19 protein-coding genes are annotated in these 19,387 nt (G+C 48.6%); 11 read left to right on the top strand and 8 right to left on the bottom strand.

What is annotated here, in order from left to right; all coding sequences use genetic code 11:
* Positions 1-35: 35 nt before the first annotated feature.
* Genes T491_RS0100575 through T491_RS0100560 form a run of 4 tightly spaced genes read right to left on the bottom strand, consistent with a single transcriptional unit; the run spans position 36 to position 2,880 of the window.
* On the bottom strand, positions 36-398 hold the full coding sequence (locus tag T491_RS0100575) for a GntR family transcriptional regulator (RefSeq protein WP_028902152.1): 363 nt from the start codon (positions 396-398) through the stop codon (positions 36-38).
* Positions 382-1,221, bottom strand: a complete 840-nt coding sequence (locus T491_RS0100570) for a hypothetical protein (RefSeq protein ID WP_155949975.1) — start codon at positions 1,219-1,221, stop codon at positions 382-384. The genes T491_RS0100575 and T491_RS0100570 overlap by 17 nt, the downstream gene beginning before the upstream one ends.
* A 36-nt stretch (positions 1,222-1,257) precedes the next feature.
* A complete protein-coding gene (locus T491_RS0100565; protein ID WP_155949974.1) occupies positions 1,258-2,058 on the bottom strand; it encodes a hypothetical protein in 801 nt (266 codons plus the stop codon).
* A 6-nt stretch (positions 2,059-2,064) separates the two neighbouring features.
* The gene (locus T491_RS0100560; protein WP_028902149.1) at positions 2,065-2,880 is read right to left on the bottom strand and encodes an ATP-binding cassette domain-containing protein; all 816 of its coding nucleotides are present in this window, start codon (positions 2,878-2,880) and stop codon (positions 2,065-2,067) included.
* Between the two features lie 262 nt (positions 2,881-3,142).
* Here T491_RS0100560 and T491_RS17545 point away from each other — a divergent pair, with 262 nt between their 5' ends.
* The gene (locus T491_RS17545; RefSeq protein ID WP_155949973.1) at positions 3,143-3,325 is read left to right on the top strand and encodes a hypothetical protein; all 183 of its coding nucleotides are present in this window, start codon (positions 3,143-3,145) and stop codon (positions 3,323-3,325) included.
* Positions 3,326-3,351: 26 nt separating this feature from the next.
* On the opposite strand, the gene T491_RS0100555 is transcribed toward T491_RS17545, so the two are convergent.
* Positions 3,352-4,236, bottom strand: a complete 885-nt coding sequence (locus tag T491_RS0100555) for an NAD kinase (protein ID WP_028902148.1) — start codon at positions 4,234-4,236, stop codon at positions 3,352-3,354.
* Positions 4,237-4,343: 107 nt separating this feature from the next.
* Here T491_RS0100555 and T491_RS0100550 point away from each other — a divergent pair, with 107 nt between their 5' ends.
* The 8 genes from T491_RS0100550 to T491_RS0100515 all read left to right on the top strand — a co-directional run bounded on the left by T491_RS0100550 (position 4,344) and on the right by T491_RS0100515 (position 13,075).
* A complete protein-coding gene (locus T491_RS0100550; RefSeq protein ID WP_028902147.1) occupies positions 4,344-4,916 on the top strand; it encodes a DJ-1 family glyoxalase III in 573 nt (190 codons plus the stop codon).
* Positions 4,916-5,653, top strand: coding sequence for a 2-C-methyl-D-erythritol 4-phosphate cytidylyltransferase (locus T491_RS0100545; RefSeq protein ID WP_028902146.1), 738 nt, complete (start codon positions 4,916-4,918; stop codon positions 5,651-5,653). Before T491_RS0100550 ends, T491_RS0100545 begins: the two co-directional genes overlap by 1 nt.
* Positions 5,653-7,746, top strand: a complete 2,094-nt coding sequence (gene recG / locus T491_RS0100540; RefSeq protein ID WP_028902145.1) for an ATP-dependent DNA helicase RecG — start codon at positions 5,653-5,655, stop codon at positions 7,744-7,746. The genes T491_RS0100545 and recG overlap by 1 nt, the downstream gene beginning before the upstream one ends.
* Positions 7,747-7,836: 90 nt before the next feature.
* Positions 7,837-8,397, top strand: coding sequence for a C40 family peptidase (locus T491_RS0100535; RefSeq protein ID WP_028902144.1), 561 nt, complete (start codon positions 7,837-7,839; stop codon positions 8,395-8,397).
* Between the two features lie 156 nt (positions 8,398-8,553).
* Positions 8,554-9,486: a peptidoglycan DD-metalloendopeptidase family protein gene (locus T491_RS0100530; RefSeq protein WP_028902143.1), complete on the top strand. Its 933-nt coding sequence runs from the start codon at positions 8,554-8,556 to the stop codon at positions 9,484-9,486.
* Positions 9,487-9,548: 62 nt separating this feature from the next.
* Complete coding sequence (locus T491_RS0100525; protein ID WP_081773177.1) at positions 9,549-11,114, top strand: helicase HerA-like domain-containing protein; 1,566 nt, start codon at positions 9,549-9,551, stop codon at positions 11,112-11,114.
* A gap of 67 nt (positions 11,115-11,181) precedes the next feature.
* A complete protein-coding gene (locus T491_RS0100520) occupies positions 11,182-12,486 on the top strand; it encodes a DNA recombination protein RmuC (RefSeq protein WP_231480144.1) in 1,305 nt (434 codons plus the stop codon).
* A 34-nt stretch (positions 12,487-12,520) separates the two neighbouring features.
* On the top strand, positions 12,521-13,075 hold the full coding sequence (locus T491_RS0100515) for a 4'-phosphopantetheinyl transferase superfamily protein (protein ID WP_028902140.1): 555 nt from the start codon (positions 12,521-12,523) through the stop codon (positions 13,073-13,075).
* On the opposite strand, the gene T491_RS0100510 is transcribed toward T491_RS0100515, so the two are convergent.
* On the bottom strand, positions 13,069-14,523 hold the full coding sequence (locus T491_RS0100510; RefSeq protein WP_028902139.1) for an ATP-dependent RecD-like DNA helicase: 1,455 nt from the start codon (positions 14,521-14,523) through the stop codon (positions 13,069-13,071). The genes T491_RS0100515 and T491_RS0100510 overlap by 7 nt on opposite strands.
* Positions 14,524-14,695: 172 nt before the next feature.
* Here T491_RS0100510 and T491_RS0100500 point away from each other — a divergent pair, with 172 nt between their 5' ends.
* The gene (locus tag T491_RS0100500; protein ID WP_028902138.1) at positions 14,696-15,496 is read left to right on the top strand and encodes a DUF3822 family protein; all 801 of its coding nucleotides are present in this window, start codon (positions 14,696-14,698) and stop codon (positions 15,494-15,496) included.
* 15 nt (positions 15,497-15,511) lie between these two features.
* Positions 15,512-16,063 (top strand): RsmD family RNA methyltransferase, encoded by a 552-nt coding sequence (locus T491_RS0100495; protein WP_028902137.1) that lies wholly within the window; start codon positions 15,512-15,514, stop codon positions 16,061-16,063.
* On the opposite strand, the gene cls is transcribed toward T491_RS0100495, so the two are convergent.
* A complete protein-coding gene (gene cls / locus T491_RS0100490) occupies positions 16,035-17,453 on the bottom strand; it encodes a cardiolipin synthase (RefSeq protein WP_028902136.1) in 1,419 nt (472 codons plus the stop codon). The two genes, T491_RS0100495 and cls, sit on opposite strands and share 29 nt — an antisense overlap.
* Positions 17,450-19,384 carry a DNA primase gene (gene dnaG, locus T491_RS0100485; protein WP_028902135.1) on the bottom strand — a complete coding sequence of 645 codons (1,935 nt, stop codon included), beginning with the start codon at positions 19,382-19,384 and terminating at the stop codon, positions 17,450-17,452. Before dnaG ends, cls begins: the two co-directional genes overlap by 4 nt.
* Positions 19,385-19,387: the final 3 nt, after the last annotated feature.

Here is a 19,387-nt window from a genome sequence, read left to right as displayed (position 1 = left end):
GTTATTACCTTTATTAATCATCTTTTTGACGTAGCTTACTCACCAAAAGTTGCAGCATACGCATTTTTAACATCCTCTAACGTAATGCCTAACAGCTGCATCTGACGGAACAGTTCTGGCAGTCGCTCTTTCATAAACTCCTGTTTGCGTGCCTTCAGAATCTGCTGTTTGGCACCTGGCGTTACAAAGTAACCCAGTCCACGCTTGTTGTAGATGATTTCCTCGCGAGCCAATTGTTCGTAGGCTTTTACAGCGGTATTAGTGTTCACCTCGAGCAACACGGCATACTCACGTACGCTGGGGATGCGATCATCGTCTTTATATACACCCGAGAGGATTTCCTCGCACAGCCTGTCGGCCATCTGGATGTAAATCGGTTTATCATTTGTAAAAGTCATAATTCATCCACTTTTTAGTAATTAATTCAAATCCTTTGAAGATATGGAACGATACCCAGTAATTCACCACAGAGAATACAGTGAAGAATGCTGTAAGTATATAGGCGATGGTGCCTACCTTTTCAACCTTGCCAACACCTTCTACGTAATAGTTACAGAACATATTGATTTCGTGATTCTTCGAAAACCAAACCAACATGGTAAAACCAGCTACCAACACCAGACTGCTGATGACGAACGCATACTTGCGGAACAGTGTGCCACCAAGGGTATAGAAAGAGTGCAGCCACACCAGTCCACTAACCAAAAATGCCAGAGATATCAGGCGATAACCCAATGAATGATATGAACTTATACCATCAAATGTCATCATCTTAAACAATTCCGGGAAAACAAACGAATTCCACGAATCGCCATAGAACAGGCCACGGAACACCACACGCAACGTATCACCAACGATAAACGACAGGTGCATCGTCAGGATTCCACATACAGTAGAGAATATGGTGGCTGCCAGAAACTTCTCTAAGTTGGTAGCAGGCAGCATCAGGAATGCCTGGCGATTTGGTTTCTTATCCAGCTCGACAAACAGGTTACAAATACCTACCACTACACCTATAATGATGTAAACCACAAAGAATGCAGCCAGGCTACCAGTATGGGTTCCTACAGGTTCTGTAGAACGGAATATGCCCAATATCATCATCTCGCCCAGAAAAACACCCAGCATTAATCCCAAGGCCCACATCAAAGATGAGCGAAAGTTGACACTTATCACCCAGCGTAAAGTCCTTCCAAATCTATTAATATCGAAACTGTTCATAACTCCAATTTTTCAACTATTAAATTCTTCAATTCATCACAGGTTCACAAATTTGCCAATGTTCTGAGTTCTGCAAAAGATCTTGTACGACAGCCAGTAGTTAACAATACCCCAAATACCGTAAACTGCATCAGAGATATGAAGCAGCGTCATAGCATCACCGTGAATCATATCAAACTGATTTTCGTAAGAAATAGGGAACAACCATGTTTGTACCATCGACAAGAAGATGAGCACCAATAAGGTGAGAATCCACGAGTACTTGTGCGAACGGAAGAAGGTGGCACCAAGGGCGAAACACGACTGCGTCCAAAGAAATAAAATAATCAGGGCATTAATAACCGTAACCTTCTTTGAGCCAATGGCTTCCCAATTAACTGTGAAAGGATTTAAGCGACTGAACAGAGCACCTGTTACAAACTGCGGATTATTACCTATCAGCCAGTTAATCACATACTGCACCAAGTCGGCACCTAAGAAAGCTACAAACGTAAGACCCAATACATATATCCAAGTGGTGTAGCGCATCAGGTACTTCTCGAAATTAGAGGCGGGCAACAGCAACAGGGCCTGTTTGTCGTATTTTCCCTTCATACTGTTGAACATCATCGATGGCCCTATAGCTACTTGAATAAAAAACATCAGCACCACAACCACGCAACAAGGTCTATAACCCGTATCAGCGCCTCTCAGCCAGTAAAAGCTCGTGGTGAAAAACAAGAATATCAATGTCAACACCACAAACATCTGGAGCAGCGTGCGCACGTAGTAGCTCTTGTCGTTAGTGAACGACCAACGAGCCACATTGGCAAACCTATGTATATTAAACTGTATCATAGCTTCTTAAATTTTACCTTCGTTTACAGCATTAAACAGCAGTTCCAGATTCACCTGAGTCTCAGCGTAACCCTCCTTACGAGGGGCAATCACAGCATTACCCTGAAGCGAAGGTTCGGCATAAAGCACATCGTCCATCTCGGCAGGTGTACGATACTCAAAGGTGTACTTATCCTGAATATCAGCCACACTGGCATTGAGCAACAGCTTCTGTGGTGAGAGAATCAGGATATGATCCAACAGCGATTCCACATCGTGCACCTGATGGGTTGAGATAATCAGAGTGCGATCGCCAGTCATATACTGTGTTACCACCTTGCGGAACTGACTCTTCGATGGGATATCCAGTCCGTTGGTAGGCTCGTCCATCAGCAGCACACGGGTGTTGGTAGCCAAGGCAAAAGCCATAAACACCTTTTTCTTCTGTCCCATCGACAGGGCATTCAGTTTCAGGTCGGTGGTCAGTTCAAAATCCTTCAGACAGCCTTCCAGTACAGTGGTGCTGAACAAGGGATAGAAGGGGCGGTTGATCTTCACATACTCATCGAGCGACATAGCAGGCAGGTCGAACTCCTCAGGAACAATAAAGATATCCTGCAGTGTTTCAGGGCGGCGCAGCTTGGTCTCAATACCATCAAAGCTAACAGTACCCTTCTTGGGGCGCAGCAGTCCAGCAATCAGGTAAAGTAGTGTACTCTTACCTGTACCGTTCTTACCCAGCAGACCATAAATATTATCCTGCTTCAGTTCCAGACTGAAATCATCGAATACCAGGTTCTTACCACCTGCGTACTTAAAACTGATGTTGTTTACCTCGATCATAATCCTATGTAATTTTAATGTTTTACGTTATGTGTAATAGTGTACCACCTTAATAGTACACTGCAAAAGTAGAATAAAAAACAATGCGCTCCAAGCTTTTATGCAAAAATCTTCATTCTGTTAACACTATTTAGCACCCCATCCCTCGCGCGTACATAAATTAAAAAGCATAGCAATTGTTGTTCGCAAAAATGTAACTAGTTAGTTTTCAAGGTACAAATACTAAGCTTAGCAGGTACAAACAGTAAGGTAAACAGGTACAATGAGCCTATTAAAATATCGTTTGCCTATACCCAAACGATTATTCGCCTATACCCAAACGATTGTGCGCCTATACGCAAACGATCGTTCGGGTATAGGCGAATTGAAACTTTTTTCTCATCGTTCGATACCAAACTTGCTGAGTCTGCTCACGCCCGAGGAGAAGGTGGGACTAAGGACCTGAGAACCATCGATTTTGTAGTTAAGTAATCAGCGTGTATCAGCACCCCACATCATTTTTTCGCGGAGGGTGTTGAAATAGCGATGATCAGAACGCTTAACAACCTTGATATCAAAGGGGGCGCGACGGAGCACAATCTTCGTGCCCTCTTTGCATTTCTCCGATCGACCGTCGATAGCCACCAGGAAGTTATGAGAGCGGCTCTCCACATCGAGTTCGATCACCGACGAATCAGCCAGCACAATGGGGCGCACATTCAGCGAGTGAGGCGCTACAGCCGTCATCGAGAACACCTTGGTGCCAGGCACGATGATAGGACCACCATTAGAGAGCGAATAAGCCGTTGAACCAGTTGGTGTAGAGATCACCAGTCCATCAGCCTGATACGTGTTCAAATACTGTCCGTTGACATTGGCACGTATCGAAATCATCGATGCCGTATCACGTTTCAGGATGGCCACATCGTTCAGCGCATAGCTGCACTCGCCCAAAGGCGCACCATCAACCTCAACCTGTATCAACGCACGACTCTCTACCGCATAATCATCGTTATATAGCGCCCTCAGACAGTGCTCAATATCATCGGGGCTGATATCGGCCAAGAATCCCAGTCGCCCCATATTCACACCTAGGATTGGGATATTTTTATTACCCACACGACAAGCCGCCTTCAGGAATGTACCATCACCTCCCATCGAAATCACAAAATCAGCATCAAAGTCATTATCCGAGAAAACCTTTGTGGCCTTCACATCCAGACGCTGATGATCTTTCAAGAAATAATAGTATTCCATGTCCACATAGAGCTCTGCACCATAGTTGGCTATCGTTGAGAGCACCTTCTGGATACTGGCCGACTTACGGGCCTGATAAATATTGCCCAACAGGGCGAACCTGAGTTTACGCTGTTTCATTCTTGTATCTTTTGGGTGCAAAGATATAAAAATTCGTGTAATTCGTGCAATTCGTACAAAAAAAAATTGTATCTTTGCCGTCAGAATAACAAATTATCAAGAATATTATGGCTAAAGTTTATGTTTTCCTGGCAGAAGGTTTCGAGGATGTAGAGGCCTTGATTCCTATAGATGTATTACGTCGTGGAGGCGTGGATGTGACTACAGTTAGCATCTCAGAATTTCCTTTGGTAACGTCGGCTCACGGCGTGAATATCGAGGCCGACATCTTGTTCGAGCAGGGTATGTTTGGCGATGCTGATCTGCTCATGTTGCCAGGCGGTATGCCTGGTGCCAGCAATCTGTTTGAGCACGCTGGCGTGCGCCAGGCTGTAACAGCCCAGTTTGCCGCAGGCAAGAAAGTGTCTGCCATCTGCGCCGCCCCAGGTGTGGTGCTTGCGCCATTAGGCATCCTTCAAGGCAAAAAAGCCACTTGCTATCCTGGATTCGAGAAAGCGCTTGCAGAAAATGGCGCTACCTATACTGCCGACTTGGTGACCGTTGATGGTAACGTGACCACGGCTGAGGGGCCTGCCGCTGCCTTCCCATACGCCTACGAGCTGCTGGCTCAGCTGGTCGACAAGCAGACCTCAGACCAGATAGCCGAAGGCATGCGTTTCAAGCACTTAATGCAGAAATAATGGACTACATTATAATAGTAGCAGGCGGTAAGGGTTTGCGCATGGGAAGCGATATTCCCAAGCAGTTTCTGCCCATAGGTGGCAAGCCCGTGCTGATGCGCACACTGGAGCGATTCCGCGAGTACTCGAAGGATATCCAGATTATCCTGGTATTGCCTGAGGCCCAACAGGATTATTGGCATCAACTTTGCGAAGAGTATCATTTCGACGTGGACTACACCTTAGCTAATGGCGGACAGACACGTTTCCACTCCGTACAGAACGGACTGGCCAAGGTGCCCGATGATGCCATCGGCGTGGTAGGTGTGCACGATGGCGTGCGCCCATTCCCCAGCATCGAGGTGATTCGTAATTGCTATACGACAGCAAGAGAAAAAAAGGCCGTCATTCCAGTCATCCCCGTTGTTGAGACCGTTCGCCATCTGGAAGGCAAGCAATCAAAAACAGTACCTCGCGATGACTATCGACTGGTGCAGACACCCCAAACCTTCGATATTCAATTACTCAAGGCTGCGTATAAGCAAGCGCAGAACCAAACGTGTTTGGGTTCTGCCGAGCGTGAACAGTCTCGACCGGAGGTCAAGGCCGCAAACAAACAGCCATATAACGATGGCTTTACTGATGATGCTTCGGTAGTTGAAGCATTCGGCTATAACATCACCCTCGTAGAAGGCAACCGCGAAAACATCAAGATTACCACCCCATACGACTTAAAAATCGCAGAGGTTTTAATTTAATGGATATATTAGATCAGGATATAAAATATTTACCTGGGGTAGGCCCCAACCGCAAGAAAATGCTGAGCAATGAGCTCGGCATTGAGAGTTATGGCGACCTGCTGGAGTATTACCCCTACAAATATGTAGACCGCTCGAAGGTGTACACCATCCACGAGCTTACAGGCGATATGCCCTTTGTACAAGTGGTTGGTCATATCCTGAGTTTCGAGACCTACGCTATGGGCCCACGCAAAGAGCGTGTAGTAGCACATTTTACTGATGGCACCGACATCTGCGACCTCACATGGTTTAATGGCGGGAAATACGCTAAGCAGAATTATAAGATAGGAACCAAATATCTGGTCTTCGGTAAACCAACGGTGTTTAACAACCGTATCAACTTCACCCATCCCGACCTGGACGACGCTTCGAAAGTCGACTTATCAAGTATGGGTCTTCAGCCCTACTACAACACCACCGAGAAGATGAAGAAGAGCGGTCTCAACTCGCGTGCCATTGAAAGATTGACAAAAACGCTGATTGAGAAACTGCCGCCTCAGCCCGAAACCATCCCCGATTTTATCTACCAGCCCTTGCATCTGGTAGGTCGCGACGAAGCCTTGCGCACGGTGCACTATCCGCAGAACGCCAAGGACCTGGAACGAGCCCGACTGCGATTGAAGTTCGAGGAGCTGTTCTTTATCCAGCTTAATATATTAAGGTACGCGAGCGACCAGCGCCGCAAGTTCCGCGGCTACGTCTTCCCCACCATCGGCGAGGTTTTCAACACCTTCTACAACCAATATCTCCCCTTCCCACTCACAGGTGCCCAGAAGCGTGTGATTAAGGAAATACGCAAAGACATGGGGTCAGGACGCCAGATGAACCGTTTGCTGCAAGGCGACGTAGGTAGCGGCAAGACACTGGTAGCCCTGATGTCGATGCTCATTGCCATAGACAACGGCTATCAGGCCTGTATCATGGCACCAACAGAAATCCTGGCTGAACAACATCTGCAGACCATCATGGGATTTCTGAAGGATATGAACCTTCGTGTAGCTCTGCTCACAGGTATCGTTAAAGGCAAACGACGCGAAGAAGTGCTCGAAGGCCTGTTAGACGGCACCATCCATATCCTTGTGGGCACCCATGCGGTCATCGAGGACACCGTGCAGTTTGCCCGCTTAGGCTTTGTGGTGGTCGATGAGCAGCACCGCTTTGGTGTGGCTCAGCGTGCCAAGCTTTGGAGCAAGAGCTCGAATCCACCCCACGTCTTGGTGATGACTGCCACCCCTATCCCCCGTACATTAGCGATGACCCTATATGGCGACCTCGACGTGAGCGTGATCGATGAGTTACCACCTGGTCGTAAGCCAGTACAAACCACACATGTCTTCGATTCGCGCATGACCTCACTCTACGACGGCATCCGCCGACAGATTCAAGAAGGACGACAAGTGTACATCGTATTCCCTCTGATCGAAGAGAGCGCCAAGAGCGACCTGAAGAATCTGGAAGATGGCTTTGAAGTACTGAAAGAGGCGTTCCCGGAATTCCGCCTGAGCAAGGTTCACGGACGTATGAAACCGAAGGACAAGGAGGAAGAGATGCAGAAGTTTGTAAAAGGTGAAACTCAGATACTTGTAGCCACAACGGTTATCGAAGTAGGCGTAAATGTTCCTAACGCATCAGTGATGGTTATTCTCGAAGCCCAACGCTTCGGACTGGCCCAGTTACACCAGCTTCGCGGCCGTGTAGGTCGTGGCGCCGACCAGTCTTATTGCATCCTCGTCACCCCCTTCAAACTGAGCGACGACACCCGCAAACGTATCGACATCATGTGCGACACCAACGATGGTTTCCGCATTGCTGAAGCCGACCTGAAACTGCGCGGTCCTGGCGACCTGGAAGGCACCCAGCAAAGCGGTATGGCTTTCGATTTAAAGATTGCTGACATAGCCCGCGACGGACAGATTGTACAGATGGCCCGCGACGAGGCACAAAAGATTATTGACGAGGGCCCAAATTGTAACTCCGAGAAATTCAGCATGTTATGGAACAGACTGCGCCAATTACGTAAAACAAATATTAATTGGGCGGCTATTTCCTAAAACTATGTTAACTCGCGCTGTTATCGCACACGTATTTCAAAAAAAAATCATACCTTTGCACCCAGAAATCTTTTTCAAAATAGTAGTCAAATGAAGAAATTGTTTATTTTTGCGCTGATGATGATGCTTTCTATGAGCGATCTTGCTCTTGGAAAGGTTAATCCTGATCAGGCTCCCGATGAGAACAGCGAGGAGGCTGAGATTGGCAATTTCGATTTCATTTATGGGCCACAGGATAATCTGAACGAGGCATTCGAGCGCACAGAGATGTTGATGAGCGAAGCCTTCTCTCATCTGGGCACCCGCTATCGTTCTGGCGCCAAAGGTCCCAGTGCTTTTGATTGTTCAGGTTTCACCAGCTATGTTTACAAGCAGCAGACAGATGTATTTATTGGTGCCTCTTCGAGAGACCAGTATGCACGTAATATCCCCATCACTCGCGACGAGTTGCAGTGTGGCGACTTGGTATTCTTTACCAGTCCCCGTTCAGGTCGAGGCGTTGGTCATGTAGGAATTGTGGTTGATGTCAACCCCATCAGTCGCACATTCACTTTCATCCACGCCAGCACCAACGAGGGCATCAAAATCAGCAACTCTACCGACTCTGGTTACGCTAAGCGTTACATAGGTGCAAGGCGAGTTCAACTATAGAGATGTTTCTCTATTTTGGGCTCAAAAAAAAGAAAAAAAACAGGTGTAAAATGTTAAAAGTGAACAAAAAACACCAATATTTTCCGGATTTTCATACATTATTAGTACCTTTGCACCGGAATTTTTGACATTTTGATATTAACTCAACTAAAGAATATGAACTTTACAAGTATAAAAAAATCTTTTCTGATAGCATTTGCAGCTTTTGTGGCGGTACCTGTGTCCGCTCAGGATCTGTTAGCCAAACAGGCTCCAGTTGACCGCAAAATGAAGGCTGTAGATTCAATGGTTCTGAAGAGAATCATCGAGCAGGAAGAGAAATACAACCCTTCAGCCGACCTCTACGAGGACTGGAACAACGTATATGCTCATAACGAAACTACACTCCCCGATTCATTCCGCATCGACTTGAGAGGCTTCCACATGCCTACCGATAGCCGTGTGCTTACATCAAACTTTGGTGCCCGTTGGGGACGTCAGCACAAAGGTCTCGACATCAAGGTGTATATCGGTGACACCATCCGCGCTGCATTCAGCGGAAAAATCCGTATCGTGAAATACGAGCCAAGAGGTTATGGAAAATATGTAGTCATCCGCCATCACAATGGATTGGAAACCATCTACGGTCACATGTCTAAGCACTTGGTTGTTGAGAATCAGGAGGTCAAGGCAGGCGATCCTATTGGACTGGGTGGAAACACAGGTCGTAGCACAGGTTCTCACCTGCACTTCGAGACCCGTCTCTGTGGTGTAGCGTTGAACCCAGCACTGATGTTCGACTTCCGCAATCAGGATGTTGTAGGCGACTTCTACTATTTCAAGCGTAATAAGTATGCATCTGAGTCGGCTCAGGCCACACGTCTGCGCGGCGTTGGTGGCATTAGCACCAGCGATAGCGATCAGGACGACGAACTGGCCATTGCATCACCCGCACGTACATCTAATGTACACTTCCATAAGGTGAAGAAAGGTGACACCCTGCAGGCTATTGCCCGCAAGCATCACACCACGGTTGCCAAGCTCTGTCAGCTGAACCACATCGGCAAGACAATCCGCTTGAAACCTGGACAAATTTTGAAATACAATTAAAACTCATATAGAATCCCGTCAAGCCGACGGGATTTTTTTTACTAACCTAAATCAAAAAGCGTATGTTCGATAAGGAAAGAGGGCTTTACATAGCCCACTGCAAAAACGGAGCACTGAGTATCACTGGTAAGATGGCTAACCGTCATGGTCTGATTGCAGGTGCAACAGGTACGGGCAAGACCGTCACCCTGCAGGTGATGGCTGAGACATTCTGCCAAGCAGGCGTTCCCTGTTTCATGGCCGATATGAAGGGTGATCTCTCGGGTATCTCTCAGGCTGGTAAGCTGAGTGGTTTCATCGAGAAGCGCATGCCCGAATTCGGCATTGAGAATCCTGAGTTCCAGAGTTGTCCAGTACGCTTCTTCGACGTCTATGGTGAGCAAGGACACCCCATGCGCGCTACCATCAGTCAGATGGGACCACAACTGCTATCACGCCTGCTTGACCTCAACGAAACACAGGACGGTGTACTCAATATCGTGTTCCGCATAGCCGATGAGCGCGGTCTGCTGATTCTCGACCTGAAGGATCTGCGCGCCATGCTCGATTATGTCTCACAACATGCCAAAGAGTACACCTCTAAATACGGCAATATCTCTTCTGCCTCAGTAGGTGCCATCCAACGTGCCCTACTCCAGTTGGAGAATCAAGGGGCCGACAAATTCTTTGGCGAGCCCTCATTCGATATCTTCGACCTGATGCAGACAGAAGGTGGGAAAGGCATCATGAATGTGCTGGCAGCCGACAAACTCATGATGCAACCCAAACTCTATTCCACCTTCCTGCTGTGGTTGCTCTCCGAACTCTACTCTACCCTCCCCGAGGTAGGCGACCTGCCATTGCCAAAACTCGTATTCTTCTTCGACGAGGCACACATGCTGTTCGACGGCACATCCAAAGCTCTGCTGGATAAGATTGAACAAGTGATCCGCCTCATCCGTTCGAAAGGTGTGGGCATCTATTTCATCACACAGAGCCCAACAGATATTCCCGAGAATATCTTAGGTCAGTTAGGTAACCGTGTACAACACGCCCTGCGTGCCTATACTCCAAAAGATCAGAAAGCCGTTAAGACCGCTGCCGACACCTTCCGTCCCAACCCTGATTTCAAAACCGACGAAGCCATCATGAATCTCGAGACGGGTGAGGCACTCGTCAGTTTCCTTGACGAGAAGGGCGCTCCCAGCATGGTGGAACGTGCCAAGATCCTGTTCCCCCTCTCACAGATTGGAGCTGTTACCGAGGGTCAGAGATTAGACATCATCAAGCAGAGCCGCATCTATGGCAAGTACGACACTCCTGTGGATCGCGAGAGTGCTTTCGAAGTGCTGATGGCAGAAGCCGATCGGGCTCTGCAGGAGCAAGAACAGACAGAGGCACCTCAACCAGAGACTAAAGGGAAGAAGAAGGCAGGCATCTGGAGCAAAGTGGGCAAAGCCATCCTGACCGCCATCACCTCTACCCTCGCCACGATGTTGGGAACTTATGTCAGCGATAAGGTTACAGGCAAGAAGACCAAGTCGAGGACCTCAGCCAAGGGACGTGTTGTAAAGAATGCCACCAGCGCTGCCACCCGTACCATCACCAAGGAACTCACACGCGACATCCTCGGTAACCTCATCAAATAGTTTTTTTCCTGCGAATGGTACACATTATGCAGAATTTTATTACCTTTGCAGAAAAATTAGCAAAAAGATGATGGTTGTGATATATGTGATTATTGGAATAGCAGTAGGTGCCCTGGTGCTCTATCTGCTGATGGATCGCCGTATGGATGCCCTGCGTATAGCGGGTGGCAAGGCTGATATCGAACTCAAGATGAAGACCGAACAACTGGCAGAGAAGACCAGTCGTGTACAGCATCTTGAAGTCGAGAACAGAGACCTGCACGCCAAGGCCGAATCGCAGGGACGTGAGTTGCAGCTGCTACATCAGCAGATGACCGAAGAACTGCAGCGCAACGAGGCACGATTCAAGAATATGGCGCAGCAACTGCTGGAACAGAGCGCCTCCAAGCTGAAGGAGTCGAATACCGAGACCATGTCGGGCATCACCCAACCGCTGAAGGATGCGATAGCCAATATGCAGAAGGCCATCAACGATAATCAGAAGGAGTCAGCTGCCCATTCTGCCTCGTTCCGCGAGCAGATGCTGATGATGATGCAGCAGACACAGCAGTTGGGCGAGAAGGCAGAGAGCCTGACCAATGTGTTGCGCCGTGACAATAAGGTGAGCGGAAACATGGGCGAGATCATACTGGGCGACCTGCTGACATCGCAGGGACTCACCGAAGGTATCCACTACGAGGTGCAGGCACGTCTGCGCGATGAGCTGGGACGTCCGATGAAGCACGACGAAACAGGTCGCGAGATGCAGCCCGATGTCATACTGCACTACCCACAGGGACAGGATGCCATCATCGACTCAAAAGTATCGCTGGTGGCCTACGAGAAATATGTGAATGCCGAGACACCCGAGGAGAAGGAACGCTATCTGCAGGATCATATCAAGAGTGTGCGTCAGCATGTCAACGAGTTAGCACGCAAGGACTATTCCAAGTACGTGAAGAACGGTCGCGACGTGATTGACTTTGTGATTATGTTTGTGCCGTTCGAGTCATCGCTACAGTTGGCATTGGCCAACGACCCCACACTATGGCGCGAGGCCTTTGAGAAGAAGGTGTTTGTTACAGGTGAGCAGAACCTATTAGGAATATTGCACATGATTCATATTGCTTGGGTACAGAACCAGCAGGCCGAGAACCAGGAGAAGGTATTCGGTCTGGCCGAGCAGTTGCTTGATCGTTTGGGCGATTTCGTTCAGCGTTACAATGACCTGGGTACAAAGATTGAGGCAGTACAGAAGGCTTACGACAACACCAACAATAAGCTCATCACTGGTCGCCAAAGCGTCACCCAAAAAGCCCAGGAGCTCATCACCTTAGGTGCCAAGGAAAATCCCAACCGCAAGATTCCCATGCCCGAGATCGGAATAGAATAATTTAGCAACGGACTACAGGACTCAAAATCTGAATATGGGAATATATATAAGCGAGGATATATGGAAGTTTGATCTGGAGGCGGCGTTGAAGGATATTTCGGAGCAACGGCGCGAACAGGCCCTAAAATTCAAGCATGAACAAGGGCAGCGACTCTGTGTGCTGGCCTATCAACTATTAAAAGAAGGACTGCAGAAGGAGTACGGCTTAACAGGCAATCCCATCTTCGAATACAACGAACATGGTAAACCCACCATCGTAGGTCATCCTGAGATATACTTCAACCTGAGCCACTGCAAAGAGGCCGCCATCTGCGCTATCAGCAACAAACCCGTTGGTGTGGATATTGAATCTATCCGTGAGTTTAAGGATAGTCTGGTAAACTACACGATGAATGATGAAGAAAAAGTAGAAATCTCATCATCGTCTGATCCGGCAACCACTTTCATCCGTCTGTGGACCATGAAAGAAGCCACCTCAAAACTCATGGGCACCGGTATCACCCACGATGTAAAAACACTCATCGATACCACCAAATATCAATATACTACTGTTGAGCAACAGCGGTATATCTATACCATCTGTCAGTAAGCCTCATCGATTTGGGGCTTAGGCCAGTTTACCAAATAGAGGCGTTCGGTGGCACGGGTGAAGGCAGTGTAGAGCCAATGGATATAGTCGGGTGTGAGCATATCGTCGGTCATATAACCTTGGTCAATATAGACATGCGCCCACTGACCACCCTGAGCCTTATGACAAGTGACTGCATAGGCAAACTTTATCTGCAAGGCGTTGTAATACTTATCTTCCTTCAGTTTCTTGATGCGTTCGGGCTTGGTTGGGATGTCGGCATAATCTTCCATCACAGCATTGTAGAGTTGATCCTGCTGTTCACGCATGAGCGACGGAGCCTCGGTGGTGAGTGAGTCGAGTATGACCGTAGCGGTGAGTTCGTAGTCGTCGTAATCGGGCAGCGTCATGGTAACCTCGGCGAAACGGAAACCGTAGAGTTCGTGGATATGGCGTACGCGCTGAACGATGGCAATGTCGCCATTAGCAAGGAATGATATATCCTTAGACTTTTCGGTCCAGTAATAATTGTTTTTGACTATCATCAACTGGTCGCCTCGACAGAGCTCATCCTCACGATCGAGTACCATATTACGGATACCTTGATTATAGATATTGGCGCGCTTGTTGCTGCGAGTGATAACCATTGTCTCATCCATACCCGCACGACTATAGCTGGTAGCCAGCGATTCTATCAGTTCATCGCCTGTCACATTGACGATATCGGGGAAACCATGAAAGCGGATCTTAGGCAGGCTCCATCCGCCATCAGCCATCATCCCCCTGACTTGCGTAGCATTCCATAGGATACCAGAATCCTCGCTCTGACGGAGCACTTGATTCAGGTCGCACTCATAGACACGCATGCCGTAGCCACGTAACACATCACTCATCAAGGCAGGACTCTCATCTTCGCCTACAGGTGGCAACTGTGCCTTATCGCCCACCAACAGCAAACGGCAGTTCGTACCAGAATACACAAACTGCATCAGATCATCGAGCAGACAGCCTGAACCAAACGAACTCTCACCATACCCCAGATTGGCAATCATCGACGACTCATCGACAACAAACAAGGTATCGTGATGATTGTTGAAGTTAAGATTAAACGACGAAAGGCTACGGGTAGGCGACCTTAGGTCGGGAATGATGTCGCCAGCACTCTTCTGCCGGTAGATGCGTCGATGGATAGTATAGGCAGGATGACCGGCATTGAGCGAAAAGACCTTGGCTGCACGCCCTGTAGGTGCCAGCAGGATCATCTTCTGCTTAAGCGATGTCATCGCACGCACAACGGCACCAGCCAGCGTGGTCTTACCTGTACCAGCTGATCCACGCAGAATCATCACTACGTGGTCGTCGGAATCAGCCATAAACAGCGAGAACACGTCGATGGCGTGTTCCTGTTCCTCAGTTGGTACTACCCCCAAAGCCTCTCTGATACGGTATTTAAACTCGTCGCTTATCATTTCGGATGCAAAGTTACGAAAAATTAAACATTTAATATTCAACATTTAAAAAAAAATAGTACCTTTGCACCCAGTTATGCAGATGAATCAAAAAATAGTCACCATTCTTCTGGCTGTGGTTGCTGCAGCATTGCTTGCACTATGCGTAGCCAGTGTGATGAACGCAAAATAGATGAACGTGAAGAAAACGATTATTCGCATTGGGCGTAACACGCTCTCATTCACCTTACTCGATGCCCCCGGCACTGAGCAGTCTATTCAGTATCGTCCCTACGTGGTTCGCGGCGGCATCTCCATGTCGGCCAATCTGCGTGAGGCTTTCAAGACGCCTGACGTTCTGAGCGACAAGATCGACAAGGTTCAGATACTGATCGACACCCCATCACTCCTGGTACCTATCGAACAGTTTGACGAGAATGAGATGGAGACACTTTTCTCTTTTTCGTTCCCTGCTGGTCAGGAGAAACGAGTGATCCTGTATAACGTCCTGCCCGACCTGAAGGCGGTGTGTATCTTCGCCATCAACAAGAATCTGGACACCGTGATTCGTGACCGCTTCGAAGGCGGTGTGGACTATATCCACGCCATGAGTCCAGTATGGCGCCAGCTGCATCAGCGCAGTTTCACAGGCCATCGCAACAAGTTGTATGGTTACTTCCACGGCAAACAGTTGGAAATCTTCAGTTTCCAGCAGAACCGTTTCAAGTTCTGTAATACCTTCGACACATCCAACGCCCATGATGCGCTCTACTATCTGCTCTACGTATGGAAGCAGTTGCGCCTGCAACCTGAGCACGACGAACTCCATATCTTAGGAGCCATACCAGAAGAGGAATGGCTATTGGAGGAGCTGAAGCGCTATCTGCAGAATGCCTACGTCATCAATGCCTCGGCAGAATTCCAGGAGGCCCCCGCAACCAAGATTAAAGGTATGCCCTATGATCTGATGACGCTCATCACCAAAGGACGATAAAAAAAACAGCAAATCATGAGAATCATCACAGGTATCTATAAGGGGCGTCATTTCGATATACCCCGTACGTTCAAGGCACGTCCTACGACCGACTTTGCTAAGGAAAACATCTTTAACGTGCTCACCAGATATATCGATTTCGAAGGTATCAATGCCCTCGACCTGTTCTCAGGCACTGGTAGCATCTCGCTCGAGCTGGTATCGCGCGGTTGCGAGCACGTGGTGAGTGTTGAGATGGACCGCGATCACCACCGTTTTATCACAGACTGTCTGAAGAAGTTGGATACCAACGTCTGCCTACCGTTGCGTGGTGATGTTTTCCGTTATATCAAATCATGCAAGCAGCAGTTCGACTTTATCTTTGCCGACCCCCCATACGCTCTGAAGGAGCTGCCCACCATACCTGGTTTGATATTTGAGAAAGATCTGCTGAAGGATGATGGCATCTTGGTGTTTGAGCATGGTAAGGAGCACGACTTTTCTGATGCCCCCTACTTTGTTGAGCATCGCTGTTACGGTAGTGTCAACTTTTCGATATTCAGAAAAGAGGCGAAAGCATCCTTGTAACACTTTCCCACAGTCTCACAAAGAAACCGTTGTGCATACGGTCTTTGGCTTCCTCAAGCGATATGGTATGCTCCATATCGCGCAAGAAGATGTTTTTCATGCGTAGTGCCATCCCTTCGTCGAAGAAGAAGATATTTGCCTCGAAATTATTTTCAAAGCTACGGAAGTCGAGATTGGTAGAGCCACAGGTGGTGATGGCATCGTCGCATACCAGCAGTTTTGAGTGCAGGAATCCGGCTTCATACAGATACACCTTCACACCAGCCTCCATCACCTCGCGCAAATAGCTACAACTGGCCCACTCTACGAATTTAGCATCGCTATGACGGGGACAAACAACCCTGACATCGACGCCCCCTAAAGCGGCCGTCTTGAGGGCAAACAGTACTGGATTATTGGGTAGAAAATAAGGTGTTTCGAGATACAGATAGCGCTTGGCACCCAGAATGATACGCACATATCCCTGCATGATCTCTGGATAAGGCGTGGTTGGACCACTGGTCACCACCTGAGCCAGGCAGTTATTCGTGATATCCTCGCAACGCGGATAATATCTGCGATCGGAAAGCAGCGTACGATCCACAAAATACCAGTCGACCAGAAAAGCGCGCTGTAGCGCATGTACAGCACCGCCGCTGATGCGCAGCATCGTATCACGCCAAGCCAGATTTTTGGTGCCTTTCACATAACGCTGGGCAATATTCATACCACCGATATACCCCACCTTACCATCGATGACGATAATCTTACGATGGTTGCGATAGTTCACCTTACTGGTGAATGAAGGGAAATGTACAGGCATAAACGAGCGCACCTCGATTCCTGCCTCACGCATACGCTCGAAGAAACGGTGACTGACATTCCAGCAGCCCACATCATCGTAAACCAGACGCACCTCAACACCCTCATTACGCTTGTCGATCAACGCATCGGCCACCATCATACCCAACGGGTCATCGGCAAAGATATACATGCCGATATGGATATGATCCTGGGCACGTCCAATGTCCTCCATCAGCTCGGCAATGAACTGGTAGCCATCCGTACAGATATCCACGAGATTATCCTTGAACGGCAGGGCCAGATTCTGATTGACAAAAAGGTCAATCAGCGGTTTGTGCTTATCAGGAAGTCGCAGATTCTGTTGCTCGACAAACTCCAGCATGGAACGCTTGGTGAGCTGGTTCATGGAACGCTCACTGATATAGCGCTCCTTGCGGTGGTTGATACCAAAGAAGAGATAGAAGACAATGCCTACGACCGGGATAAAGTAAATCACCATGGCCCAGGCCATCGTCTTGGCGGGTTGACGGTTGTCCATCACGACGTGTACGATGGCGATAGTCACCACCACATAGTACACGAGCCATATGATATTAAACCAACTCATCGTCCCAGTTTCTTTGCCACCTCTTTATATATTGCGTCAACTTCCTGAAATTCCCTCAGGACAGCCCTGAAGTCACCCTTACACGTATCCACTGCCTCTTTCAATTCCTTCACCTTGGCACCCAGACAATAGTAGCGGAAGTCGAGCACCAAGTGCTCCACACGCTGGCGCAAGCCGTCCTCGCGCTCTTTCAACTGGAAACCTTTTCCGAGCTGATAGCGGTCAACGGCCATGTGTGCAGCTATCGAGCTGATTTCATAATCAGGGTGTCGCGTCAGGTATTCCTCCGCCTTAAAGCCTTCTTCACCACAATGTGCTACCACCTCATGCAGCATCTGGTTATAAATAGGGTTACTGCGGAAGCTGAGCCTGTCTGATTCCATATCATAACTGATAAACTGCGCCACAGTGAAGTTAACGGTCTGTCCGTCTTCTGTCGGCACGTTTTCGTATATCACCTTCTCGCCATCGCGCACAATAGCTATCATCAGCAAATCCTCCACCTGCTTCATCTGGTCGTTAATGGTGTGCAGACCGATGGCCATCGGCTTACCTTGTGCCTCACGCTCCAACTGCTGAGCGTTCTGGGCCTGTTCACGATTGTATTCCTTTTCCTTCTCCTCGCGGTCGCGGATAATCATACCGTTCATCGAGTTGAGCAGTGTATCCTCCTTGATGCCCAGACGTCGCGACAACTGGGTGAGATACTGATCGCGCAACAGGTTATCATCGACCACCGAGATGCTCTTTACAATACCACCGATAGCCTCGGAAAGCTTCACGGGGTCGGTCACGTTCTCAACCGTCAGTTTAGTCTTAAACGAGATAAAGTCCTCAGCATGTTCCTCGATATAAGCCTTGAACTCCGTAGCCGTGTGTTTGCGAGAGAAAGAATCCGGATCGTCGCCGTCAGGCAACAGCAACACCCTGACCTTCATGCCCTCGGCCAGCAGCATATCTGTTCCTCGCATCGCGGCATGGATTCCAGCCTCATCGCCATCGTAGAGCAGGATGATGTTAGGCGTGAAACGGCGCAACAATTTAATCTGATGTTTAGAGAGCGCCGTACCACTGTTAGCCACCACATTCTCCAGTCCGCACTGATGCATGGCAATCACATCGGTATAGCCCTCCACCATATACACACAGTCCTCCTTAGCAATAGCCTTCTTGCCTTGATAGAGTCCATAAAGCTCACGCTCCTTATGATAGATCTCTGAGTCGGGCGAGTTCACGTATTTCTGTTGCACACCCTTAGTACGCGCATCAAGCAGTCGACCACCAAAGGCCACCACCTTACCACTGACATTGAACCAAGGGAAGATGACACGACCTGCATAACGGTCGTACACGCCCTTCTCGCCTTTGATGCAAAGACCGGTCTTGAGCAGGTACTCCTCCTGATAGCCTGCCTTCTTGGCGGCAAGGGCCAGCGCATCACGCTTAGGGAGCGAGAAACCCAAGTTGAACTTCTCGACAATATCATCGCGGATGCCACGACTACGGAAATACTGACGCCCGATGGCTACGCCATCAGGATCGTTATGCAGGACGTCACTGAAGTAGTTCATCGCCCACTCGTTGACAATGAACATTGACTCACGGTCACTCTGTTCCCGTTTCTCCTCGTCAGTCAGTTCCTTTTCCTGAATCTCGATGTTGTATTTCTTAGCCAACCAACGCAGCGCCTCTGGATAGGTGATCTGTTCATGCTTCATGAGGAAGTTGATAGCCGTACCACCCTCGCCGCATGAGAAGCACTTACAGATCTGCTTGGTGGGCGACACCATGAATGATGGCGTCTTATCATCGTGGAACGGACATAAACCCTTATAGTTTACGCCCGCCTTTTTTAGCGTCACAAACTCGCTGACCACATCTACGATATTGGTAGCATCGAGTATCTTGTCAATCGTTTCTCTGTCAATCATACA

Origin of the sequence: Prevotella sp. P6B4, assembly GCF_000619985.1 — a bacterium.
Classification (GTDB): Bacteria; Bacteroidota; Bacteroidia; order Bacteroidales; family Bacteroidaceae; genus Prevotella.
Note: the sequence above shows the minus strand (reverse complement) of the source record. Positions and strands in the feature narration are given on the sequence as shown.